This window comes from Geomonas sp. Red276, from assembly GCF_054784495.1.
This window is the reverse complement of record NZ_BLXW01000032.1, coordinates 36,254-57,965: the sequence shown is the minus strand read 5'-3', so window position 1 is coordinate 57,965 and position 21,712 is coordinate 36,254. Positions and strand designations below refer to the sequence as shown.

24 protein-coding genes, 1 tRNA gene and 1 pseudogene are annotated in these 21,712 nt (G+C 62.9%); 9 read left to right on the top strand and 17 right to left on the bottom strand.

What is annotated here, in order from left to right; genetic code table 11:
- From ACYVL5_RS18485 to ACYVL5_RS18465, 5 genes and pseudogenes are all read right to left on the bottom strand, one after another.
- Positions 1-253 (bottom strand): annotated as a pseudogene (locus ACYVL5_RS18485) (hypothetical protein); the annotation flags it as partial.
- A gap of 147 nt (positions 254-400) precedes the next feature.
- The gene (locus ACYVL5_RS18480) at positions 401-1,660 is read right to left on the bottom strand and encodes a uracil-xanthine permease family protein (RefSeq protein ID WP_460597050.1); all 1,260 of its coding nucleotides are present in this window, start codon (positions 1,658-1,660) and stop codon (positions 401-403) included.
- Between the two features lie 22 nt (positions 1,661-1,682).
- A complete protein-coding gene (upp, locus tag ACYVL5_RS18475) occupies positions 1,683-2,312 on the bottom strand; it encodes a uracil phosphoribosyltransferase (protein ID WP_460597049.1) in 630 nt (209 codons plus the stop codon).
- A 200-nt stretch (positions 2,313-2,512) separates the two neighbouring features.
- Positions 2,513-2,589: transfer RNA gene (locus ACYVL5_RS18470), tRNA-Met, on the bottom strand.
- A 220-nt stretch (positions 2,590-2,809) separates the two neighbouring features.
- Positions 2,810-3,598 (bottom strand): hypothetical protein, encoded by a 789-nt coding sequence (locus tag ACYVL5_RS18465; protein ID WP_460597048.1) that lies wholly within the window; start codon positions 3,596-3,598, stop codon positions 2,810-2,812.
- 459 nt (positions 3,599-4,057) lie between these two features.
- On the opposite strand from ACYVL5_RS18465, the gene ACYVL5_RS18460 reads away from it, so the two are divergent.
- Together ACYVL5_RS18460 and ACYVL5_RS18455 are read left to right on the top strand one after the other, a co-directional pair.
- A complete protein-coding gene (locus ACYVL5_RS18460) occupies positions 4,058-4,897 on the top strand; it encodes a sulfite exporter TauE/SafE family protein (RefSeq protein WP_460597047.1) in 840 nt (279 codons plus the stop codon).
- Positions 4,888-5,205 carry a DUF1634 domain-containing protein gene (locus ACYVL5_RS18455; protein ID WP_460597046.1) on the top strand — a complete coding sequence of 106 codons (318 nt, stop codon included), beginning with the start codon at positions 4,888-4,890 and terminating at the stop codon, positions 5,203-5,205. The genes ACYVL5_RS18460 and ACYVL5_RS18455 overlap by 10 nt, the downstream gene beginning before the upstream one ends.
- Before the next feature lie 9 nt (positions 5,206-5,214).
- Here ACYVL5_RS18455 and ACYVL5_RS18450 read toward each other — a convergent pair whose 3' ends face one another.
- The 5 genes from ACYVL5_RS18450 to ACYVL5_RS18430 form a co-directional block, all read right to left on the bottom strand.
- Positions 5,215-5,367 (bottom strand): hypothetical protein, encoded by a 153-nt coding sequence (locus ACYVL5_RS18450; RefSeq protein WP_460597045.1) that lies wholly within the window; start codon positions 5,365-5,367, stop codon positions 5,215-5,217.
- A gap of 162 nt (positions 5,368-5,529) precedes the next feature.
- Entirely contained in the window at positions 5,530-5,967 is a 438-nt protein-coding gene (locus ACYVL5_RS18445) for a DMT family transporter (protein WP_460597044.1), read from the bottom strand.
- On the bottom strand, positions 5,964-7,922 hold the full coding sequence (locus ACYVL5_RS18440; RefSeq protein WP_460597043.1) for a hypothetical protein: 1,959 nt from the start codon (positions 7,920-7,922) through the stop codon (positions 5,964-5,966). The genes ACYVL5_RS18445 and ACYVL5_RS18440 overlap by 4 nt, the downstream gene beginning before the upstream one ends.
- Positions 7,919-8,809, bottom strand: a complete 891-nt coding sequence (locus tag ACYVL5_RS18435) for a class I SAM-dependent methyltransferase (protein ID WP_460597042.1) — start codon at positions 8,807-8,809, stop codon at positions 7,919-7,921. The genes ACYVL5_RS18440 and ACYVL5_RS18435 overlap by 4 nt, the downstream gene beginning before the upstream one ends.
- On the bottom strand, positions 8,810-10,018 hold the full coding sequence (locus tag ACYVL5_RS18430) for a glycosyltransferase family 9 protein (RefSeq protein WP_460597041.1): 1,209 nt from the start codon (positions 10,016-10,018) through the stop codon (positions 8,810-8,812).
- A 273-nt stretch (positions 10,019-10,291) separates the two neighbouring features.
- On the opposite strand from ACYVL5_RS18430, the gene ACYVL5_RS18425 reads away from it, so the two are divergent.
- Positions 10,292-10,981, top strand: a complete 690-nt coding sequence (locus tag ACYVL5_RS18425) for a carbonic anhydrase (RefSeq protein WP_460597040.1) — start codon at positions 10,292-10,294, stop codon at positions 10,979-10,981.
- Positions 10,982-11,246: 265 nt separating this feature from the next.
- Here ACYVL5_RS18425 and ACYVL5_RS18420 read toward each other — a convergent pair whose 3' ends face one another.
- Both ACYVL5_RS18420 and ACYVL5_RS18415 read right to left on the bottom strand, forming a co-directional pair.
- Positions 11,247-12,422: a pilus assembly protein TadG-related protein gene (locus tag ACYVL5_RS18420; RefSeq protein ID WP_460597039.1), complete on the bottom strand. Its 1,176-nt coding sequence runs from the start codon at positions 12,420-12,422 to the stop codon at positions 11,247-11,249.
- Positions 12,423-12,537: 115 nt separating this feature from the next.
- Positions 12,538-13,842 (bottom strand): L-lactate MFS transporter, encoded by a 1,305-nt coding sequence (locus ACYVL5_RS18415; RefSeq protein WP_460597038.1) that lies wholly within the window; start codon positions 13,840-13,842, stop codon positions 12,538-12,540.
- Positions 13,843-14,522: 680 nt separating this feature from the next.
- On the opposite strand from ACYVL5_RS18415, the gene ACYVL5_RS18410 reads away from it, so the two are divergent.
- Positions 14,523-14,984 (top strand): hypothetical protein, encoded by a 462-nt coding sequence (locus tag ACYVL5_RS18410; protein WP_460597037.1) that lies wholly within the window; start codon positions 14,523-14,525, stop codon positions 14,982-14,984.
- 125 nt (positions 14,985-15,109) lie between these two features.
- Here ACYVL5_RS18410 and ACYVL5_RS18405 read toward each other — a convergent pair whose 3' ends face one another.
- From ACYVL5_RS18405 to ACYVL5_RS18385, 5 genes are all read right to left on the bottom strand, one after another.
- Entirely contained in the window at positions 15,110-15,736 is a 627-nt protein-coding gene (locus ACYVL5_RS18405; RefSeq protein ID WP_460597036.1) for an acetate uptake transporter family protein, read from the bottom strand.
- A 415-nt stretch (positions 15,737-16,151) separates the two neighbouring features.
- Positions 16,152-16,487, bottom strand: a complete 336-nt coding sequence (locus ACYVL5_RS18400) for a hypothetical protein (protein ID WP_460597035.1) — start codon at positions 16,485-16,487, stop codon at positions 16,152-16,154.
- An 84-nt stretch (positions 16,488-16,571) separates the two neighbouring features.
- Positions 16,572-16,775: a GSU3473 family protein gene (locus ACYVL5_RS18395; protein ID WP_460597034.1), complete on the bottom strand. Its 204-nt coding sequence runs from the start codon at positions 16,773-16,775 to the stop codon at positions 16,572-16,574.
- 76 nt (positions 16,776-16,851) lie between these two features.
- Complete coding sequence (locus tag ACYVL5_RS18390) at positions 16,852-17,454, bottom strand: YceI family protein (RefSeq protein ID WP_460597033.1); 603 nt, start codon at positions 17,452-17,454, stop codon at positions 16,852-16,854.
- 221 nt (positions 17,455-17,675) lie between these two features.
- Positions 17,676-18,401, bottom strand: coding sequence for a response regulator (locus ACYVL5_RS18385; protein ID WP_460597032.1), 726 nt, complete (start codon positions 18,399-18,401; stop codon positions 17,676-17,678).
- 248 nt (positions 18,402-18,649) lie between these two features.
- Between ACYVL5_RS18385 and ACYVL5_RS18380 the strand changes: the two genes are divergently transcribed.
- The 5 genes from ACYVL5_RS18380 (at position 18,650) to ACYVL5_RS18360 (ending at position 21,448) form a co-directional block, all read left to right on the top strand.
- The gene (locus ACYVL5_RS18380; protein ID WP_460597031.1) at positions 18,650-19,183 is read left to right on the top strand and encodes a Spy/CpxP family protein refolding chaperone; all 534 of its coding nucleotides are present in this window, start codon (positions 18,650-18,652) and stop codon (positions 19,181-19,183) included.
- Positions 19,184-19,341: 158 nt separating this feature from the next.
- On the top strand, positions 19,342-19,665 hold the full coding sequence (locus tag ACYVL5_RS18375; protein WP_460597030.1) for a hypothetical protein: 324 nt from the start codon (positions 19,342-19,344) through the stop codon (positions 19,663-19,665).
- 4 nt (positions 19,666-19,669) lie between these two features.
- On the top strand, positions 19,670-20,206 hold the full coding sequence (locus ACYVL5_RS18370) for a glycine zipper family protein (protein ID WP_460597029.1): 537 nt from the start codon (positions 19,670-19,672) through the stop codon (positions 20,204-20,206).
- A 361-nt stretch (positions 20,207-20,567) separates the two neighbouring features.
- Positions 20,568-21,008: an Hsp20/alpha crystallin family protein gene (locus tag ACYVL5_RS18365; protein WP_460597028.1), complete on the top strand. Its 441-nt coding sequence runs from the start codon at positions 20,568-20,570 to the stop codon at positions 21,006-21,008.
- Between the two features lie 44 nt (positions 21,009-21,052).
- Positions 21,053-21,448, top strand: coding sequence for an Hsp20/alpha crystallin family protein (locus tag ACYVL5_RS18360; protein ID WP_460597027.1), 396 nt, complete (start codon positions 21,053-21,055; stop codon positions 21,446-21,448).
- The last annotated feature ends 264 nt before the right edge of the window (positions 21,449-21,712 follow it).

Below are 21,712 nucleotides of genomic sequence, written 5' to 3'. Positions count from 1 at the left end.
GACCCGTGCGAAACCATGTGAGACAGTAACCAACACCCAGCGGCGCACCCCTCAGGGGGTGGCCGACTTCAATCGGAACACCCGGCCGACTTCCGTCGGATTGGGTGGCCGACTTCAGCGGAATGCGCACCTTGACCAATTGCAGATAGCGCAGCCGGTCATCTTCGCTGTGGAAGATATCGAGCGACCGAACCCCTCTCTGCGTCACGTGATGAGGATAGCCGGGTACCACGACCCTGGAAATGCGTGCCATGGAAGCAGATTTTAAAAGATAATTTTAATGTGTCAAGGTTTAATAGGTATTGTGTCCCCGGAATAAGGGGAGGCTTCCGGCGGGGAGGATTGGTGACATGAAAACGGAAAAGCACCTGGACGAAACCAGGTGCCTTTATAGTTTCGCTTACTCCAGGACGGGTTCGCCGCTTGCCTCTTCTTCCCGGTCCCGGGGGAGGAGGAGGTTCAGGAGGATGGCGGCGATGCCGCAGAGGCTTACGCCGTGGAGGTGCTGTCCGGCGACGTTGATGGTCAGCCCGCCGATCCCGAAGACCAGGACCAGGGAGACGATCACCAGGTTGCGCGGCTTTTGCATGTCGATCCGGGCATGGATCAGGGTGTTCAATCCGACGGAGGCGATGGAGCCGAAGAGGAGCATCATGATCCCCCCCATGACCGGCACCGGGATCGACTGCAGGATGGCGTTGAACTTGCCGAAGAAGGCCATCACCACGGCGAAGCCCGCGGCCCAGGTCATGATGACCGGATTGTAGCAGCGGGTGATCATCACCGCGCCGGTTACCTCGGCATAGGTGGTGACCGGGGGACCGCCGATCAGGGCGGCGCAGCAGACGGCCAGCCCGTCTCCCAGCATGGTGCGGTGCAGCCCCGGGCTCTCGGTGTAATCTTTCCCGGTCACCGCGCCGATGGCCACGATGTCCCCCACGTGCTCGATGGCGGGGGCGAGTGCTACCGGGAACATGAAGAGGACCGCCGACCAGTTCCACTGCGGGGTGACGAAATGCGGTACCGCGATCCAGGGGGCGTTGGCGATCTTGGAGAAGTCCACGAGCCCCAGAAAGGCGGAAAGGAGGTACCCCACCGCCACGCCGGAGAGTACCGGGAGGAGCCGGAAGATCCCGCGGGCCCGGGTCGCCACCGCCGCGGTGGTGGCCAGGGAGACTCCCGCTACCAGAAGGGCGGTCTGGTATTCCACCAGCACCGCCTTGCCGTCGCCGGTCTTCCCCATCGCCATGTTGACCGCGACGCCGGCCAGGCCGAGGCCGATGACCATGATGATGGGACCGACCACCACCGGCGGCATGATGCGGTGAATGAAGTCGACCCCGCGCAGGCGGATGGCCAGCGAGAGTACCAGGTAAAGCCACCCGGCGGCGAAGAGTCCCCCCATGGTGGCGGGAAGTCCCCAGGTCTGGGTGCTGTAGATGATCGGCGCGATGAAGGCGAAGGAGGAGCCGAGAAAGATGGGAACGGTGCGCCTGGTTGCAAGCTGGAAGATCAGGGTCCCCATCCCCGCCCCCAAAAGGGCCATGCTCGGGTTGAGCCCGGTCAGGATCGGCACCAGCACCAGTGCCCCGAACGCCACGAATAGTATCTGCGCACCGGATAGCGCCTGGCGCCAGACCGGTTCGTTTGCCTCTGCCATCTGATTGCTCTCTCCCTGCCGGTTACTTGGTTCCGAAAATCTTGTCGCCGGCGTCCCCGAGCCCCGGGAGGATGTACCCGTACTCGTTGAGGCGCTGGTCGATGGCGGCCACGTAGATGTCGATCTCCGGATAGGCGTCGGTGACTCTCTTAATCCCTTCCGGAGCCGCCACCAGGCAGAGGACGCGGATCTGGCGGCACCCTGCCCTCTTCAGCATCTCGATAGTCGCCACCATGGAGCCGCCGGTCGCGAGCATGGGGTCGACGATCAGCGCCAGGCGCTCGTCGAGCTTTCCCACGAACCGCTCGAAATAGGTGCGGGCTTCCAGGGTCTCCTCGTTGCGGGCAAGCCCCACCACGCTCACCTTGGCGTTGGGGATCATGTCCAGCACCCCGTCCAGCATCCCGATACCGGCCCGCAGGATAGGGACCACGGTAACCTTCTTCCCCTTGATCTGCTGAACGGCGACCGGGCTTTTGTCCCATCCCTCGATGGTCTTTTCCTCCAGCGGGAAATCCCTGCTCGCCTCGTAGGCCAGGAGGCAGGCCACCTCGGCGGTCAGTTCGCGGAACTTCTTGGTGCTGATCCCCGCCTCGCGCATGAGCCCGATCTTGTGCTTCACCAGCGGATGATTGATCTCGTGTACGGCCATCGCTCCCCCAGAAAGTTTTGTTGATCTCCGTGTATACCTCAGATCGTGAAGCAACGCAGCAGTTTTGCGATTAATTACCGTCAATCATCTGGTTGGGGAAACCAAACAGGCGAAAACATGGGAAGGAGGGGAGTGGACGGAGTTGGTGGAGACACAATGAAAAAGGGGCCAGCCGTAATGGCTAGCCCCTTGGGATTCTTTGGTTGCGGGGACAGGATTTGAACCTGTGACCTTCGGGTTATGAGCCCGACGAGCTACCAGACTGCTCCACCCCGCGTCATGAGTCACCCTTTCTAGCATAACGTTTCCGGCCACGTCAACATTTTTATTCGCCAAGGGCAAAATTTGATGGTTTGGCCGGGCGTGGCACCATGTAGCAACGTCCCCCCCGCCCTCCGGGGGAGGGGAATATCCAAAATAAAAGCCGTACCCCCAGGAGAAGGGGTACGGCTTTCACTCACAGTGTGCTGCAGGGTCGCCAGGCGGGGCCTGACCGGTTACGGGAAGTTGATGTCGAGCTGGGTGGTGAAGGTGTTCTCGCCGGCCACGGCCTTCTTGTTCCAGATGTCGTAGCCGAAGATCACGGAGACGTTCTTGGCGAAGTTCCAGGAGGCGCCGAAGCTCACCGCGCCGTTGACGTTGTCGCCGCTCATGTAGTCGACGCCAACCCACAGCTTGTCGGAGATCTCTGCCATGGTGCGGTCCCAGGAGACCAGCACGCCGTTGTTGTCCTTCTTCCCGTTCTCGTCGATCAGGGCGCGTGCGCTGCCGTGGTAGCCGCCGGCGGAGATCCTGCCCAGGGAGGGAACGGAGCCGAAGGCCGGCAGCGTCTTGGCGACCAGGCCGTAGAGGAGGTTCTGACCGGAGGCGACGCCCGGGGCGATGGAGGAGCTCAGGGCGGGCCCGAGGTTATACATACCGACGGCGATGGCCGGGGAGTTCTTGAAGAGGGCGTCTTCGGGGGTGCCGATCTTGAAGTTCGCGCTCAGCGGATGGCTGTCGTTGGGATCGGAGTTGGTGCTCACGAAGTCGAAGCCGACTTCACCCTGGAGCTTTTCGAACGGGAGGAAACCCGCCTCGGGACCGATGTCGTAGAAGCCTGCCTGGCGGCCGGTGGGGCCGCGGTCGGTCCTGATGTAGTTGTCGATGCCGAGGTGGAAGGTCCCGAAGGACTGGATGTCGGTGGACGGGATCCAGATCTGGGTCGAGGGAGTCGCCATCGCGACGCCGGTTGCTCCGAGAGTCAGCGCCATTGCCAGTGTGAGAACCTTGGAAAGCTTTTTCATTTCTTACTCCTTTGTAATTTAGTGATAAGTTCAATCAGTACTGCCTGCATCAAAACAGCCTTCACCGGCTGAACTTCCCCCCTTTCAAGACTTTGATTGAAAAGAGACAATCTCTCCATCGGCGGAGAGTTTGCCTGTGACTATCACGCTTCGACCTGTCTCACTGCCTCGTGCTCTCAGATCACTTGACATACCTTAGCAGAAGGTGTGCCAGCGAACCGGCTACCACAAAAACCGTTGGCATTGCTGGAGTTACCGAAGGCGCCGCGACATCGCCGTGGTTAGAAAACCTAAAATAAAGGCAGCCAAGCCTATTCTTTGTGCAGGATGGGGTGCCGATTTCCTTCGGCGAAACAGGGGCTTAGGCAGAATAATTATAATTTTTTTTAATTTGCAAGCAACACCGGCATCGCGTAGATTGGCGCGGGTGGAAAATCTTCGTAAGGACGGGCGGGATCAGTGGCGAGTTGGCAGGTCTTCGAGATGTTTCTGGTGGGGCTTGGGGCGGGGGTAATCGGTGCCATCCTGGGGCTGGGAGGAGGGATCATCATCGTGCCGGCCCTCACCCTCGGGTTCGGCATCGGCGTGCGGGATGCGGTGGCGGCTTCCACCGTTTCGATCATCGCCACCTCGACCGGAGCGGCGGTGGCCTTCTTGCGGGACCGGCTGACCAACACGCGGGTGGCCATCTGGCTGGAAATGGGGACCTCGCTCGGGGCACTCTCCGGGGCGCTCATCGCGGGAATCATCAACCAGCGGATGCTGTTCATCCTTTTCGGGGTCCTCCTCTCCTACTCGGCCTACAACATGTTCAAGGCGAGAAAGCACGAGCTCCCCATCGGAGTCACCCCCGACAATATCTCGGCGAAGCTCAAGCTGCACGGCTCGTACTTCGACAAGGCGATCGGCCACCGGGTGGATTACCAGGTGACCGGGACGGTGCCGGGACTGATCCTCATGTACTTCTCCGGGGCCGCCGCCGGGCTCTTGGGGATCGGGGCGGGAATGTTCAAGGTTCCGGCCATGGACCAGGTGATGAAGATGCCGTTCAAGGCCTCGACGGCCACCTCCAATTTCATGATCGGGGTGACCGCCGCCTCGGGAGCGGTGGTCTACTTCGCCCGGGGCGACGTGAAGCCGTTGATCGCCGGGCCGGTGGTGCTCGGGGTCTTGCTGGGGGCGGTACTGGGGGCGCGGCTCATGGTACGGATGAAGGCTTCCCGGGTGAGGGTCCTCTTCCTTCCGCTGATAATCTACACCGCTATCGAAATGATCTACCGGGGGGTGAAATGGTGGTAAGCGAACACGGGCATGAAGAGGTGAGCCGCCACGAGGCGATCGAGCTGGTGCTGGCGAGGCTGTTGCGGCTGGGGTCGATCATCGCGGCCTTCCTGCTGGCCGGGGGGATTGCCGCCATGGCTATCCACGAGTCTTTCGCCACCAGGCTCATCACCACCGGCCTCTTGGTCCTCCTCGGGACCCCGATCCTGCGGGTGCTCGCGGCCTTCGTCATCTTCCTGAGGGACCGGGAGTGGCACTACGCCCTCTTTTCGCTGGTGGTGCTCGCCGCGCTGGCGGCGGGGATCATCCTCGGCCGGATCGGTTAGCCCGGCCGCCTATTCCTTCTTATCGTTTCCCTTGAGCTTCTCGCGCGCCTTTTTCTCCAGCTCCCGCCTGCGCGGACCACTCACCAGTTTTTCTTCCAGAAAGGCGATCAGGTAGATCCCCGCCAGCAGGATCACCACGATCGCTACCAGTCTAAGCCACATAGTATCTCCCTCAACTTCAGTTCTAGGTTCTACGTTCTACGTTAAAAGTACCGTAGGTCGCGTTGAGGTACGAAACGCGACGGCTTTCCGGCAGGCCGGCAATCGTTGCGTTTCACGATGAATCCGTTCAACGCAACCTACGCCAGGCTTTTGAGGCATCGGTCAGCGGCGGGCGATCAGGGCGGCGCCGGCGAAGAGGAGAAGACTACCGATCACCCGCTTCGGGTCCAGCGGGATGTGCCTCAGCCCGAAGGCGCCGAAATGGTCCAGCATGATCCCGGTGGTGAGCTGGGCGGCGATGGTGGCCGCCATGGCCGCGGTGGTGCCGATCCGGGGGACCATGAAGAGCGCCATGGAGACGAAGAAGGCGCCGAGCGCTCCCCCCGTCCACTCCCACCACACGGTATCCCCCACCCCCTTCGCACTCACCTTCCCCTGCGCCACCAGCACCAGGAAGAGAACCAGCGTCCCCACCGCAAAGGAGATGCAGGCGCTTTCGATCACCCCCACCTTCTGGGCGAGCCGCGCGTTGACGGATGGCTGCACCGCGATGGCGACGCCGCCGCAGAACATCAGGGCCAACCAGAGCATATTGGTCATGGGGTCACCTTCTCCTTCCGCTTCAGGAAGACGACGTCACCGGCATCCGCGACGGGTACATAGTTCGCGGTAAGGTAGTCGCAGACCTCGGGGACCTGGATGTTTTCCGGGATGTTGTCGACCCGCCAGGTGTTGCGGCTGAATACCGCGTACTGGGGGCGCTTGCGCTCCAGGTCGGCGATCAGCTCCCGGCGCTGCTCCGCGGTCACCGCGAAGTAGGAGATCGCGTAGCGGGTCGGGTTGTTGCGGTTGAAGAGGAAATAGTAGGCGGCCTCGTTGGGAAAGAAGAAGACGTCCTCCCCGGGACGCGTGGTGCGGGCGAGGAAGGCTCCGATGGTGCGCACGCTGGCGGCGGTGCGGGGGTCGAAGTCGATCCCTCCCCGCGGCAGCTCCGGCACCGGCACCCCGTTGGAGTGCCGGGTCAGCTTGCCGGCCAGCGACTTCACCTCTCCGAGCGCCACCCGCGCCGGGCTCACGTAGACGCTGTTGGCGGCCAGGAGGCAGATGCTGGCGATGATGAGGGTCGCCATCGCCAGCCGGACGTTGACGAGCGCGGCCGACTTCTCCCTCGCCAGCGGCCTGAGGGCGTCTTCAACGAAGAGAAAGGCGAGCAGGAACGCCGGGGGAGCGACGAACTGGACGTGGTAGGCGTCCGATCTCGCCAGCGCGGCACGGTAGAGGATCCCGCCGAAGAGGAGCAGCGCGCTCCTCAGCAGGGTGTCCCGGTCCCTTCTCCCCAGCATAAGGAGCGGGAGGAGATAGAGGGCGGCCCCGATGTAGACGAAGATCACCCAGTAGTGGTAGATCACCTCGCCCGAAAAGGGGGCCGCCAGAAAGGTCCTGAAGTCGGGGAAGACCAGCGCGGTGAAGCCCAGCCCGAGCAGGCGGGGGTGCACCAGCAGGTTGTCCAAGAAGGCCTTCAACGCCCCCTGGGAGGCGAAGTAGCTCAAAAGGGGAAGCATGGAGAGGACGGTCCCTCCCACCGCCAGGAGGGCATCCTTCACGAACCCGCCGCTTTGCTCCGGCTTCCTCTGCACGGCGAGGAGGACCAGCACGGTGATGAGCGAGCAGATCCCGACCTCCTGGCTGAAGAGGATCGATTGCCCAAGCACCACCCCTGCGATCAGCATCCGCCACGGCGCCGGCTTTTTCCTGAGCGCCACCAGGAGGATCGGCACCAGCCCGAGCGCCACCCGGAGGTAGGTCTCGTTGGGGGCGAGGAGGGTGTCCGGCTTGAAGATCAGGATGTAGCAGGCGGCGGCGACCAGGAAGCCGGCCGTGCTCTTGAGCGAGCGGTAGAGAAAGGCGAGCACGATGCCGTAGGCGGCCAGGTTCAGCAGGTAGCCGTACTCACGCGCCGCCACCACGGTGGTGCCGAAGGCGCGCATGAACCAGGCGAGGGGACAGATCAGCATCGGGCCGTAGAGGCAGTGGAAATCCTTGCCGTAGGTGGCGCCGTTCATGAGCGCCTGGGCCCAGGCGAGGTTCTCCCCCTCCTCGCCCAAGAAGGGCCAGGCGCCGACGTAGGTGTTGTAGGCCTGGACGTGGAAGAGATTCACGTTGAAGGAGAGGACGAGGTAGGCGAGGGCCGCCACCGCCAGGGCCCACCAGGCCACCTTCTCGCCGGGGCCCGCGGGCTCGGCGGCGAAGGTTTCCCTAAGATCCTGCCGCCGGTGGCCGAGGAGCGCCCAGGCGTACCAGGCGAGGACGCCCAGGGAGATCGGGAAGCCGACCATGGCGAGGTAGTTGAGGACGTCCCTCCCCTTCCCGTACTGCATGAGGATGGTCTTGCTGACGATCCCGAGCTGCCGCGCGCGGGAGAGCTCGGCGGAGAAATCGAAGTTGATGCCGTTGAAGAGATAGACCGCCAGCAGGCCGGCCAGCAGACCGGCAACCAGCAAGGCGATGTGTCCCAGGACCAGTTTTCCATCGGGACCGGAGTTAGGGTTGTTCATGGCAGCGAAGCTCCTTCGGGGAGGGGAATCTTTTCGAGCAGGACCACCATCTCTCCGATGGTGATCCGGAAGTTGGCCTGGCGGATCCGCTTCGGGAGGAGGCGGTGGAGTACCCGGCAGACCGGGGTCAGCAGCCAGTGCGGGTAGCGCTCGAACTGGTGGTAGAAGTAATCGACGGTGAGGGCCTTGCTGGCCGCCTCGCGGTGGAGCACCCGGAAACCGTGGCGCTTGGCCAGGATTTCCAGCGACCGCGGGTCGAAGTAGAAGAGGTGCTCGATCTTGTAATGGACCCACCGGCTCCCCATCACCCGGTGGGTGAGCGAGGAGGTGTCGGGGGTCATCACCATCACCACCCCGTCATCCTTGAGGAGTTCCCTGCTCTTCGCCAGCACCGAGCCGGGGTTGCGGACGTGCTCGAGGAGATCGGACATGGCGATGACGTCGAAGCTTCCCGGGGCGAAGGGGGCATCCTCGAGCACCCCCTGGAAGACCGCCTGCTCGCCGAACTTTTCGGCGGCGATACGGGAGGAGTAAGGGGAGAACTCGACGCCAAAGGGGGTGAAACCCTGGCGGGCGGCCTCTTCGAGGAAGAAGCCGGTGGCGCAGCCGACGTCGAGGACCTTCCCCTGCCGCTGGTACCTTTTGATGAGCTCAAGCCTCAGGCCGAAGGTGGCGATCTTCATCTCCCGCACCCGGCCGTCCTCCTCCTGCAATCCCCAGGCGTCGTAGTAGCTCCGGGAATAGAGCTCGCGGAGGAATTCGTCGGTCGGCTGGGGAAAGAGGAACCTCCCGCCGCAGTGGCCGCAGCGCTCGACCCGGTAGTCCGGATTATCCCGGACCGGCCACATTTCCTGGGGATCGCCGGTCAGGCAGAGGGGGCACCGCATCTACCACCCCCTCCGCAACTCGGCGAAGACCATCTCCGGGGTGATCTGTTTCATGCACTGGTTGTCGCGGCAGACGGTCCGCTTGCCGTTGTAGATGGAGCCGCAGGGGCTGCAGCCAAGCCCGAGGAAGATGTTCGAGGAGCGGCTGGCGAGCGAGCCGAAGAGCATCGGGGTGTCGGGACCGAAGAGGGTGATGACGTGGGTGGAGGTGAGGGCGGCCAGGTGGGCGGGGCCGCTGTCGTTGGTGACCAGGGAGCGCGAGAGGCCGAAAAGGACACAGAGCTCCCTGAGCGAAGTGGCGCCCGCGAAGTTGATCACCCGGCCGTCGCCGATCCTACCTTCGAGATCCTTCGCGACGGCGAGATCGCCCGGGGCGCCGATGATGCCGATCCGTACCCCGGGGATCTCGCGCAGGACGGTGCGGGCGAGCTCGGCGAAGTGGTCGAGCGGCCATCTCCTCAGGTCGATGAACCCCTCGCTGATGTTGGGGTTCAGGAGGACCAGCGGCTCGTCCCCCAGACCGAAGCGTGCGGCCAGCGCGGCCCTCTCCTCGGCGGAGGCCTCGAAGGCGATCCCGAGATCGGCCAGCCGGGGAAGCTCGTGGTTCTGGGTCTTGTTGTACGGCAGGACCCCGCCGAGCCTCATGGTGTCCACCATGTCGAGATAGGAGAGCGCGGTGTGCTGGTAGTGGTTGTAGAAGACCTTGTGGGTCAGGAAGTCGCCCCGGTAGAGCCCCTCGATGTAATGGTTGTAGAAGCCGATCCGGTTGCGGGCGCGGCTCAAGAAGGAGATCACCGAGGTGAAACGGGAGAAGAACTCGAGATCGACCACCACGTCGAAGCGCTCCTTGCGCAGCCGGAGCAGCACCCGGAGGGTGTCCGCCGCGAAGGCCGCGAGGCTCGAGGTCCGGATCAGGAGCAGCTTGAGGGAGCGGGTCAGCGGAAGAAGATCGAAGACCCCCCTGGTCTCGGTAAAGGAGAGGAAAAAGAGTTCCGCGTCGGGGTACTGCTCCCGGCACCGTTTCAGGGCGGGGGTGGACAGGACGACGGTCCCCATCCCGAAGAGTTTTATGAAGAGGATCTTCCCGGGATTGTGAACCGAGCGGTCCTTGCGCAGGAAACGGCGGGAGAGGGAGTGAAGGAAGGAGAAAAAGGAACAGACGGGAATCCCGATATGATAATCGATCTTCCGCATGAATCCTGTCCGCATACACTCTCCCCGGGGGCTGATTGAATCGCGCCGACAAAACTACCAGATTGTCTCCCGGAAATCCAACGATTATTAGGAGTAAGCAGGGCACCGGAGGCCGGGGACGGGGCGGATACGGCGGCGGCCAGGCCGACAAACATATTAGCTTGGAATAATTTGATTTTTCATGTAAAGATACCCCGTCTCGATGCTATCAGGGCCGGACGGCATCATGCTGCCGCGGGCCCCTTTTCCGGGGAGTTCCCGGAATTTCAATCCAAAGGAGGACGTACCATGAAGAGAAGCACCTTAGCGGGAAGAGTGGCCATGCTGGCGGCGGGGATCGCCGCCACGGTGGGGATCGCGCTGGCGGCCGACAGCGGCGGGTTGACACCGGACCAGGCGCTGCAAAAGCTGATGGACGGCAACGGCCGCTACGTGGCGAGCCAGATGGGCGCCTGCAGCGCCTCGGATGCCTCCGCCCGCGCCAAGCTCGCCACCAGCCAGCACCCCTACGCCATCATCCTCTCCTGCTCCGACTCCCGCGTTCCCCCCGAGCTGATCTTCGACCAGACGCTGGGTGAGGTCTTCGTGGTCCGGGTGGCCGGCAACGTCGCCGATCCGGTCGTCCTGGGGAGCATCGAGTATGCGGCCGAGCACCTCGGCTCGCCGCTCATCATGGTGCTCGGCCACGAGCGCTGCGGGGCGGTGACCGCCACCGTCAACGCCAAAGGGAAGCCGGAAGGAAACCTCGGCTCCATCGTGAAGGAGATCCAGCCTTCCGCCAAGAAGGCGAAGAAGGTCTGCAAAGGGAAGCCGAGCGAGGAGATCGTGGAGTGTGCGGTGGATCTGAACGCCAAGGCGGTGAAGGCAGCACTCACCAAGCGCTCCAAGGTGCTCGCCCACGAGCTCAAGGAAGGAAAGATCAAGATCGTGGCCGCCAAGTACGACCTCGACGACGGCAAGGTCACCATCCTCGAGTAATTCCCCGAACACCCATAAAAAAGGGCGGCCCAACCGGGTCGCCCTTTTTCTATTCTGCCTCTGTTTATACCCTCGTCCCCCCTGTTTTGGGTGGTGAAGCCGGTATTTTTATCCCCTCGCCCCCCCTGGGGGAGAGGGTGGCCGAAGGCCGGGTGATGGTAGATTTTAAAACCTCCCTCACCCCTGCCCCTCTCCCCTAAAGGGGCGAGGGGATACAGAAAGGCAGCCCCTCTCCCCTGAAGGGGCGAGGGGTGAGATAGCTAGATCACTGTCCGACCAAGACCGGGTGCAGGCCGGGGAAGAGGACCTTTTCTTTCTCCGCGCACCCGACGCACGAAATCCGGTCGATGTAGAGCCCCTGCTCCCCGGGGCGGCAGGCGACCGCCGGGGCGACCGACTGGGTCGCCTGGTCGCCGCAGCCGGCGGGGCCGCTCACGCAGATCCGGCTGACCCTCACCATCGCATAACGGGTCACCCTGCGGGGCTCGAAGATGTCCCCCGCCTTCACCGCCGAGCAGTCGGTCACCGGCGCCACCATCCACCAGCCCACCAGTTTCCCGCTTTTGTCGTACTCCTTGTTGCCGCTGTCGGCCTTCGGGTCGTACATCTTCGCCTTGATGTCGCGCAGGATATCCTGCGCGGTGCCCGAGCCGGCCGCGACATAGATCGGGGAGCCGCAGACTTCCTGCTGGGGCGATTCCTGGCAGACGAGGTCCGAGATGGTGTTGGTGATGCCGACCTGGCGCAGAAGCGAGGTGAAGAGGTAGCGGTCGTTACCCTGCGGCGCGCTGGTGTCCGGCCAGGCGGGGGTCATGTGCCGCTCGGCGATGTCGCAGATCTTCGGCCAGCTGCAGGCGGGCTCGCAGGCCTTCTCGCAGAAGGCCAGGTTGGAGCGGGTCCCGATGGGAAGGGCCGCCACCGCCACCGGGGTGGAGCCGAAGCTCTCGGTGCCGGTCGCCTTGGCCAGGAAGGTCCCGAGCGAGCCGAGCCCGACCGACGCGCTCTCGGCGGTCCGCTTGGTTCTCACCTGGACGGCGTTGACCGGCGCGACGCCGGGGGTATAGGTGCGGCCGAGCTGGTTGTAGTTGCCGACCGTGATGTCGTTGTCGACGGTGAGCGCGTTGGTGTTGGCGTTGGCCACTTCCATGAGCGCGGATGCCTTGTTCTTGCCGGAGACCGTCTCCACCACGGCGTTTCTGGCCGAGGACTGTACGAGGTCGCCGGTGGCGGCCTGCAGCTGCTCCGGCGCCTTTTGCGCCTGGGCGAGTATCCGATGCTTCAAGGCCTCGGCCCCGGCCAGCGCCGAGTTCTCCGCGGTGGCCTGCAGGTCCTCCTCGCTCACGTACATGTACCCGATGTCGATGGCCAGGCCGGCCACCACGATGAAGACCACCAGCATGATGCTGACGTACGTGGTATCCCAACTGGATTCGTTATCCACTGCCTCTCCTCTCTGGAAGGATCTCTTGCGGGTGCGACATACTACCATCAACACTAAAAAAAGGGCCATGCATAAATGCATGACCCTCTTTGTTTATTTGCCGAACCACTGCGGTTTAGGCAGAGGTACCGACCTTGACGGCAACCTTCTCGCCGACCACATCGGCAGCCTCGACGGCCACGGCCTTCTTCTCACGCAGGAAGAAGGTGAGGATGGTGCCGGTGGCCAGGCAGGCGCCGGCCAGGATGAAGGACTTGTTCAGGCCGCCCGGCTGGGCGTTGAGCATCTCGGAGACGCGCCCCATGACCAGGCCGCCGACCCCCCAGGCGGTGAACAGGGTGCCGTAGTTGAGGCCGTAGTTCTTGAACCCCCAGTAGTCCTTCGCGAAGGAGGGGAAGAGGGTCAGGTTGGAGCCGTAGTTGAAGCCGATGAAGGAGGCAAGGAGCACCAGCAGCACGGCGGAGTTGGAGGCCACCACGGGAATCGCGGCGAACATCAGGATCGCCTGGAAGGAGAGCATGATGGTCAGGGTGGCGCGGCGGCCGATCTTGTCGGAGAGCACGCCGGCGACCACGCGGCCGGAGGCGTTGCCGACCGCCATGATGGCGACGGCCACGAAGGCCATGGAGCCCATGGAGTGCTTGGCCAGGCCGGCCACGGAGCCGATGACCATGAGCCCCGCGCCGGCGCCGATGAAGAAGTTGATCCAGAGGAGGTAGAACTTGCCGGAGCGGAGCATCTCGGCGACCCCCGCGTCGGGGCCGGAGGCCTTCTTGACCGGAGCGGCGTCCCCCTTCACGGCCGGCTCGGCCGGCACGTACCCTTTGGGAGGATTGGCGAGCAGGAAGGAGAGGCCGCAAACGATCACGGCGAAGCCGGCGCCCAGGAAGTACATCGACTTCTGGATGCCGTAGATGCCGAGGAGGTAGCTGGAAAGCGGAGCGATGTAGACCGGGGCCAGACCGAAACCGGCCACCACGATACCGGCGATGAGGCCGGTTTTCTTGGAGGAGAACCACTTGAGGGCCGGCGGGGTGGCGGCGGAGTAGCCGAAGCCGAAGCCGGAACCGGCCAGCACGCCGAAGCCGGTGACCCAGGCGGCGTAGCTGTTGGAGGAGCCCATCAGGGTGAAGCCACCGCCCACCAGCAGGCCGCCGATGAGGGCGGTGCGGGCCGGGCCGATCTTGTCCTGGCACTTGCCGGCGATGATCATGGAGAAGGCGAAGAAGAGGCAGCAAAGCGCATACGGATCGTTCACCGATGCCGCGCTCCACTGGAAGGCGTCAGGTCCTCCAGCCTTGATGGAGGCCTGGATGGCTCCCTTGAAGATACTCCAGGCATACAGCACCCCGAGCGCCAGGTTGATTCCCGTTCCGGCCATTACTACCTGCCAGCCCTTGCTAGATGACGTTTGTGACATGCCTTTATACCTCCACAATGAATTTGATGACGCCTGACCTAAAGCGTTAGCAACTTGCATACCAACGTTCTAGCTTTTTTCGATTCGGGAAAAAATCCCAGTGATTCCGGTTGTTACGGAAAAGGGCGCGTCTCAACCCGCGTTTTGGGACGGGTGCGGTTTTCGCATGGGTGCAAAACATGTTTGGAGAGGCCGGAGAGAGGGGGTCGACGGTAAGCGTTGTAAAATCAGCATCTTGGTGTCGGCTAATGGAAAGAGCGCTAGCTTTCGCACGATTGCAAAAGGCTCCCGCACATTTGCACATCGGAAAACCGCCCCCGCCCCCTTCGGTTGCCCCCCCGCCCCGCCCGACCACCGCCGGCCTTTTTCTTTCGCTGTTACGCCTCTTTATCTCGCGGGAAATCGAACGAACGATCGAGCGCAAAGGAGCCGGATTCCCTGCGCCGCCCCCTCTCCGGCCCCCCCCGAACTCTCCCCTTCCAACGTTTTGCTGACGGTTCCCGTAGGGAGATACCGAATGTCTCTTGCACGCCACCCGGCCTTCTGTTAATATAACGCAGGTTTATTCCTGCGAATTTTCCCGGATACGGGGCCTCCGCCGCACGAGGAGGAAAAACCGTTGACGGCTACGCATTTTCGGTGACGTGTGGAGCCTGCCCGGCAGGCAAAGGAGAGACTCCTTGAAAGAGACGGATCACAGGACCATGGTAGCTCCCGACGAGAAGAGAGGTTCCCTGGTACTCACCCCGCTGGTGGGGGTCTACCTCCTTTACCTCCTCATCACCCTTTCCCACCTCGGCGACCCCTTCCCCTTCATGGGCAAGCTCTACTCGGGGGATGCCAGCGAATCGTCGATCTTCGCCGCCAGCATCGCCCTGGTCTACCTCATGGTCGGGATCCTCAAGCGGCAGCGGCTCACCCTCTGGCTGCTGATCGCCTACAACTCCGTCCAGTGCCTGAGCGAGATCGCCAACCTCGTGCTCCTCCCCGTCCAGCAGGTGGCCACCGCTACCGGGACCATGGTCCCCGACTACGAGTACCGCCTCTACGCCTTCTGCATGGCGGTGCTGTTCCTGATCCTGAACCTGGTCCTCTACTTCAACCGGCGCCACTTCGACAACAAATCCCCCTACCTTTGGTAGCCGCCCAGCAGACGACTTCCCCCTCTCCTTCAGAAAACAAAAACAGAAAGGGCCATGGCGAGATGCCATGGCCCTTTCGTTTGCTGGGTCGTTCCGGCGCCGTTGAACGGCTTCGGAGGAGTCGGTTAGGCGGTTACCTTGCTGGCAGCGATGACTTCCTTCTCCTGCTTGTCCTTGATCCAGGCTTCGCCGACCGGAAGCTTGATGCCGGACTCGGCGTAGACGGCCACCGCCATCAGGTAGAGGGCGGAGAAAGCGCAGATCAGCAGGTCGTAGGCGGCGAAGGTCCCGGCCAGGGCGCTGCCGGCGAGCTCTTTCAGGTCAAGACCGATGAAGCCGAGGAGCAGGGTCAGGAAGATGAAGGCCAGGGTAGCGTGGTGCTTCATGGAGGCGATGAAGAGGATGAAGGTGAAGATGGTCCAGGCCACCAGGAAGAAGCCGAGGTCATTGGCCGAGAAGGCCAGGGTCGGGTAGGCCTTCACGAGGTCGGCGTTCTTCCCGAAGATGATCATCAGGCAGAGGGAGATCCAGAAGGCCCCGTAGCCGGTGAATGCGCAGAAGCCGAAGTTGTTGCCGGTTTTGAACTCCATCAGGCCGGCGATGAGCTGTGCGCTGCCGCCAAAGCAGAGGCCAAGCCAAAGAACGGGGGCGATACCACACCACCCGAGATTATGGCACTGCAGCACCAACGTAGTCATACCGAAGCCAGCAAGACCAACAACTGCAGGATTCCCCAATTTCACGTCACTCATTTCACTACCTCCTCGTTTTATGTGGATGTCGATTTCGACTGCAACGCCTGTACGTGGGTCGCCGGCGCCCTGCTTGCTACCGTGAGCGCAACTCAGCCACTGGAAACCTAAAGCAACGAGCATACCAATGTTATAGTTTTCTGTATTCGTGTAATTTATCTTTATTTACGGCGAGTTAGCGAACGACGGGATGGAGGTGGGAGTAAAGGGGGGCGGGGGATTTTCGCAACCTTGCAAAAGATGATCGCCCGCTATTTGACCGGGGGCGAGGAACAAACCTTTTCAAAATCAGCCAATTGCGGAATCGCGGGGGGGAGCGCGGCGGCCATTCGCAAAAGTGCGAATGACCTGGGCCGCTTTCGCAAATGTGAAAATGCGGGGGCGCTCCGGCAGGTGGCGGCGGGATGGATGTCCTTTACCGGGTGGGACAGCAGTGCTTGCTGCAGTCGCCACCCACCAGCGAGACACAGCAGGCGAAGCCGTTTTGGTCGCAGTCGGCGATCTCCCGGGAGGTGCAGACACACTCGGCGGGGTTGACGACGGCCGGGGCGGGGGGAGGAGTTTCGCAGACTAGGTCAAGGGAGACCCACTCTCCGTCGCTGCAGCGGAACTGGTGGCCGGACTGGCAGGAGATCGCGCCGTCGGAGAAGTTGACCCCGGCGAAGACGCAGTCGGAAATGGCCCCCGCCGTGGCGGGCGCGAAGAGGGACAGGACGAGGGGGGCAAGAAGCAGGGACGGTCGCACGTTCATGGCTGGCCTCCTCGGGCGGCATGAAAACGCGGCGGGCCGGCCCCTTGATGAGAGCCGGCCCGTAGGTAACCGTTTCCGTTCGGTTCAGCAGAAACCAACCTTGCCCCTTCGTTCGGGCCCCATGTAGATGCGCCCGCCCATCCCCCGGACGGGATCGACCCCGACCTGGACGGACTCCCCATCGCTGCGCAGGAAGGAGACGATGGCGGCCTCGTCGATCAGTTGCTGGAGCTCTTCCGGCCTTGCCCATCCCGGACTGTTGTCGCTGTACACTACCGGAATTTTCATGGCATCCCCCTTTCCTTTCAATAGCCGACTGCAAAAGTCTAGCAGCAACCGGGGGCATGGCAACCGCCGCCGGCGGCTACTTCTTGGCGATCATCTCGATCTCGAGGCTGATCTGGACTTCTTCCCCCACGGCCACCCCGCCGGTCTCCAACAGGGCGTTCCATACCAGGCCGAAATCCTTGCGGTTTATCTTGGCGGTGGCCGAGGCTCCCCTCCTCAGGTTCCCGTACGGGTCGCGGGAGATGGCGCTGGGCCCCTCGACGTCGAGCACCACTTCCCGGGTGACGCCATGGAGGGTCAAAAGTCCGTAGACCTTGAGCTTGCCCTTCCCGGCCTTGACCACTTTGCTGGAGACGAAGGTCATGGCCGGGAACTTGGCGACATCGAGGAAATCGGCGCTCTTTAGGTGGGCGTCGCGCTTGGCCACGCCGGTATTGATGGAAGCGGTATCGATGGATACCGACACCGAGGACCTGGTGATGTCCTGGTCGTTGATGTCGACCACCCCGCTGAAGGTGCCGAAGTCTCCCTTGACGTTGGAGACCATCATGTGGCGGACCTTGAAGCCGACACTGGAGTGATCCGGGTCGATCTGCCAGCTCCCGGCCTGGGCCACGAGCGGCGCCAGGGTGATGAGGACTGCAAGAGAAGATAAGAATGCCTTCAGGTAGCTCTTCATTGGGAATCCTCCTTTCGGTTGAAGTATACCCCGCCGGAAACCCTCCCTCAACTTCCGACGATTCAACATCAACCTATCAGGAGAACCTGCCCAGAGCGGATCAGTCTCCCCATGGGTCGCCCGGATACCCTCCGGGGTCAGCCTTCGGACTGGTCCGTTGCCTCCCCTCCCCTTCCTCCCCCTTATCGTCGCGGGGTCCGCCTCGGGGGTGAGCCTCCCGGTCAGCAGCTGGGAAACGCCGGGATCTTGAGGGATCTGCTCTTGACGAAGAGGGATATGGCGGAGTCGACGGGAACCCGCGTGGGAGCTCCGTCCCCCGCAATGAAGGCGACACCGGTCCCGGAAAGCTGGCCAGGGAGATCGGTGGTGCCGTTGCGGACCACCTTGGCGCGCATCTTGATGACCGGGCGGTCGGCCGCAGGGAGGGTGAAGCTCAGCTCGACGGTGGTGCCGGTCGCGATCACCTCGTCCGGTTCGAAGCAGGCGCCGGACCTGCTGATATCGAGCAGCGCCCCGGAAATTACCCGCGGGCCGGCGGTCACCTGGACCGGGGTCAGCAGTTCGACCCGGCGGTCCCGGCGCTCCACCACCGGGATGAAGCAGGTGATGGCATCGAGGAAGATTCCGCTGTCGAGGGGCTTGCGGAGGATGGCGTCGCAGCCGGCCTCGCGGCAGAGCTCGGCATTGTCGGAACAGTTGGGGACCGTCATGATCACGGGGATCCGGCTGTGGCGGTCGTGCTGCTTGAGGAGACGGCAGCAGTCGACGCCGTCCATCTTCGGCATGTTGGCATCGAGGACGATCAGGTCGGGGGCGAACTCGTCCACCACTCCCAGCGCCTCCTCCCCGTCGGTGGCGGTCGCGACCTCCACCGGGAGAGCCTGGAGCATGTTCTTCTGGATTTCCAGGAACATCTTGATGTCATCCACCAGGAGAATTTTGGGCATAGAGTGGTTTTCCATGATCTGTGACCTCGTGATGCAGAAGATGACTGACACCGCCCGAGACGGCAAACGTAAAGAGTATACATTACGGCCAGCCAATTGGAACAAGATAATTTTTAAAACAGAGGCATTGCCGATGGCCTCCTATTTCCTAAGTTCTTTCACATTCCATTCACAATTGAGCGGTAAGGTTCTCCCATCAACAGCAAAGAACACCGGAAACGGCAACCACTAACCAAAGGAGAAACACGATGAGACACCATCTGAGACCTCTGGCCATGCTTACCTTCCTTACCGCAGCCACCGCCTTCGGCGGCCAACTCGCCCTCGCAGAAACCACTCCGGCCCAGACCCCGGACACCGCGGTCACCCAGCCGGGCCCTGGCCAGCATCACCACCAGGGGCGGCGCGGGGGGCACCAAAGGGAACGCTTCTTCAAGCGCATCGCCAGACAGCTCGGTTTGAGCGAACAGCAAAAGAGCCAGGCCAAGGCGATCATGCAGGCGAGCAGGGAGGAGAACAAGCCGCTGTTCAAGGCGATGATCGACGAGAGAGGCAAGATGCGCGACCTGGTGCTGTCGGGTAATGCGGACGAGGCGGCCATCAGGGCCCAGGCAGCAAAGGTGGCCCAGGCACAGTCTGACCTCGCGGTGAAGAAGGCGCAGGAAGTCACCAAACTTCGGGCGCTGCTCACCCCGGAACAGAACACCAAGCTGAACGCCATCCTGGCCAAGATGGCCCAGCGCCACAACAAGGAGTTTCACGAGCACGGCCCGATGATGTAGCAGGTAGCGGTGGCTTGAACGGGGGCTCCCGCCGGTCTGAAAGGTGGGGCCCTCGTCAAAGGTAACGGCCACCCGATTTTTTGTTAAAATTAAGTGAGCCGACTACACGCTTTAAGAAACGGGGAAGCCGCTGGCAACCGGCTGAAGAGAGGGAATAGATGAAAAAGCTCGCCATCATAGGTCTTTTTGCAGGTGCCCTGCTGGCCCATGCCCATCCGAGCGAGGCCCACATCCGCGGCGGTGTCTATTTCGGCCCGATGTGGGGACCATGGTGGTGGGGGCCACCGGTGGTAGTCCAGCAGGAACCGGTCATCATCCGCGAGGAGCCCCCGATTTACATACAGCAGCAACCGCAGCCCGAACCGCAGCAATACTGGTACTACTGCTCCGACCCCAAGGGGTACTACCCCTACGTGAAGAAGTGCCCGAAGGGTTGGATGAGGGTGGCGCCGACGCCGGCCCCGCCGGACGAGGAGGAATAACATCATGAATGCACGGCACAAGATTCCGGCCCTGCTGACCTTGCTGGTGCTCGCGGGATGCGCCACGCTCCCGACCGGTCCGAGCGTCATGGTCCTTCCGGGGCAGGGGAAAACGTTCGAGGAGTTCCAGGCCGACGACCTCGTCTGCCGTCACTGGGCCGACAGCCAGATCGGCGGTGCTCAGCAGACCTACAACCAAAACGCCACCCAGGGTGCCGCGGTCGGGACCGTACTGGGAGCCGGGGTGGGGGCCCTGCTCGGGGCCGCCTCGGGTCACGCAGGAGCGGGCGCCGCCATCGGCGCCGGTGGCGGCCTGCTGGCCGGTACCGCGGTCGGCTCCGACAACGCCCAGGTCTACGGGCAGCAGGCGCAGCGGCGCTATGACAACAGCTACGTGCAGTGCATGTACGCCAAGGGGAACCAGATTCCCGGCGTGAGGAGCACCTACCGCCCCCGCCGGACCACGACGCCTCCGCCCCCGCCGCCCACGTACCGCGAGAGCACGCCACCGCCGGTTCCTCCCGACTACGTGCCTTATTAGCTCCCGGGTGTCGGACAGCCTCCATTGACTCCGCTGTCTTTCCCCCTCCCGGCTGAGGGAGGGGGAGGAAGCCCCCCGCCGGCCCTCGCTTCGTCCTCCACCCTCGCGTGCCGTCGCTTACTCCTGACGGCTTCATCCGGCTCTATCCCGCTCATTTCGCGCCCCTTTACCTTTCGCGCCCGGCTCTTTCCCCGCTGCACCTTTCCGCCCTAGTCCCTAAGTCCTCCCGAGGTTAACGGCCCCGTTTTTCGCAGGGAAAATTGCCGCGAGCGCCCTCCCTTGACAGCGTAAAAACGATGATTATCTTACCTGCAGATGGAGCAAGACCAGATCGGAAGACATCGAAAGGAGGTAAACCAACATGGCAAGCTGGAGCATTTTCAACGAGTTGGACAGCTTGAGAAGAGAGATCGACGAGGCTTTCCGGGGCGTCGGGCTTTCCCGCCCACTGACCACCACCTTCCTTTCCCCGTACTCGACGAGACGCTTCCCGCTCATGAACCTGACCGAGGACGAGGACAAGGTCTACATCGAGGCACTTTTGCCTGGCGTCGACCCCAAGGAGATCGAACTTTCCGTTCTGCGCGGCACGCTGACCATCTCCGGCGAGCGGAAGGCCCCGACCGAAAAGGGTGTATTGCACCGGACCGAGCTCGGTTTCGGCCGGTTCACCCGCTCGATTGACCTCCCGGCCGACATCAACCCCGACAACACCAAGGCCGAGTACAAGGACGGCGTGATGCTGATCACCATGACCAAGTCCGAGCACGCCAAGCCGCGCAAGATCGAGATCGTCAGCTAACCAATGCAGCGAAAGTCCAAACGGATCAGAGGAGGAGAGAAACCATGACGACCCGTGACGTAACCACCAGCCAGGAAAAAAATCTCCAGGGAAGGGAGGAGACCAGGGCTCCTGAACGGTTCCTGCGTCCCGCCGTTAATATAGTTGAAGAGGAATCCGGACTCCTGGTGACCGCGGACCTGCCGGGAGCCGGCAAGGAAAATCTCGACATCCGTGTCGAAAAAGGGGTCCTCACCATCACCGCGCCGGTGAACCGCCAGGTGCCGGGGCGCCCCGTGTACAGCGAGTTCTCCTGGGCGCCGTACTACCGGCAGTTCCAGATTCCCGACAGCATCGACCAAAACGGCGTGAGTGCCGAGTTCAATAACGGCGTCCTCACCCTGCGGCTTCCCAAGGCCGCAGCCGCCAAGCCGCGCCGGATCGAGATCTCGGTGCAGTAACCAATGCTCCCGCACGGGCGCGCCCCTCACCACGAGGGGCGTCGCCCCCCGGGGCCTTCTTTCTCCGGCCGGTACCGATGACCGCCACCTCCCCGGCTCACGCTCCCCGGCTCCCCGGCTCCGGCGCCCGGCTCACCCTCCCCGGCTCACGCTCCCCGGCTCCCGGCTCCGGCGCCCGGCTCACCCCCCCCCTCGCATTGACTCCCTTACCTCTGCTAAGCGCCCCTTAACCGTCCACCGCGCCCTTACCACCGCTCCCCGCGC

Coding starts and splice junctions, on each gene's coding strand:
- ACYVL5_RS18400 (WP_460597035.1), bottom strand. CDS start 16,487: ATGAACGTGCGACCGTCCCTGCTTCTTGCCCCCCTCGTCCTGTCCCTC.
- ACYVL5_RS18395 (WP_460597034.1), bottom strand. CDS start 16,775: ATGAAAATTCCGGTAGTGTACAGCGACAACAGTCCGGGATGGGCAAGG.
- upp (WP_460597049.1), bottom strand. CDS start 2,312: ATGGCCGTACACGAGATCAATCATCCGCTGGTGAAGCACAAGATCGGG.
- ACYVL5_RS18450 (WP_460597045.1), bottom strand. CDS start 5,367: ATGTGGCTTAGACTGGTAGCGATCGTGGTGATCCTGCTGGCGGGGATC.
- ACYVL5_RS18365 (WP_460597028.1), top strand. CDS start 20,568: ATGGCAAGCTGGAGCATTTTCAACGAGTTGGACAGCTTGAGAAGAGAG.
- ACYVL5_RS18425 (WP_460597040.1), top strand. CDS start 10,292: ATGAAGAGAAGCACCTTAGCGGGAAGAGTGGCCATGCTGGCGGCGGGG.
- ACYVL5_RS18375 (WP_460597030.1), top strand. CDS start 19,342: ATGAAAAAGCTCGCCATCATAGGTCTTTTTGCAGGTGCCCTGCTGGCC.
- ACYVL5_RS18390 (WP_460597033.1), bottom strand. CDS start 17,454: ATGAAGAGCTACCTGAAGGCATTCTTATCTTCTCTTGCAGTCCTCATC.
- ACYVL5_RS18465 (WP_460597048.1), bottom strand. CDS start 3,598: ATGAAAAAGCTTTCCAAGGTTCTCACACTGGCAATGGCGCTGACTCTC.
- ACYVL5_RS18370 (WP_460597029.1), top strand. CDS start 19,670: ATGAATGCACGGCACAAGATTCCGGCCCTGCTGACCTTGCTGGTGCTC.
- ACYVL5_RS18445 (WP_460597044.1), bottom strand. CDS start 5,967: ATGACCAATATGCTCTGGTTGGCCCTGATGTTCTGCGGCGGCGTCGCC.
- ACYVL5_RS18380 (WP_460597031.1), top strand. CDS start 18,650: ATGAGACACCATCTGAGACCTCTGGCCATGCTTACCTTCCTTACCGCA.
- ACYVL5_RS18415 (WP_460597038.1), bottom strand. CDS start 13,842: ATGTCACAAACGTCATCTAGCAAGGGCTGGCAGGTAGTAATGGCCGGA.
- ACYVL5_RS18480 (WP_460597050.1), bottom strand. CDS start 1,660: ATGGCAGAGGCAAACGAACCGGTCTGGCGCCAGGCGCTATCCGGTGCG.
- ACYVL5_RS18455 (WP_460597046.1), top strand. CDS start 4,888: ATGGTGGTAAGCGAACACGGGCATGAAGAGGTGAGCCGCCACGAGGCG.
- ACYVL5_RS18430 (WP_460597041.1), bottom strand. CDS start 10,018: ATGCGGACAGGATTCATGCGGAAGATCGATTATCATATCGGGATTCCC.
- ACYVL5_RS18360 (WP_460597027.1), top strand. CDS start 21,053: ATGACGACCCGTGACGTAACCACCAGCCAGGAAAAAAATCTCCAGGGA.
- ACYVL5_RS18405 (WP_460597036.1), bottom strand. CDS start 15,736: ATGAGTGACGTGAAATTGGGGAATCCTGCAGTTGTTGGTCTTGCTGGC.
- ACYVL5_RS18385 (WP_460597032.1), bottom strand. CDS start 18,401: ATGCCCAAAATTCTCCTGGTGGATGACATCAAGATGTTCCTGGAAATC.
- ACYVL5_RS18440 (WP_460597043.1), bottom strand. CDS start 7,922: ATGAACAACCCTAACTCCGGTCCCGATGGAAAACTGGTCCTGGGACAC.
- ACYVL5_RS18435 (WP_460597042.1), bottom strand. CDS start 8,809: ATGCGGTGCCCCCTCTGCCTGACCGGCGATCCCCAGGAAATGTGGCCG.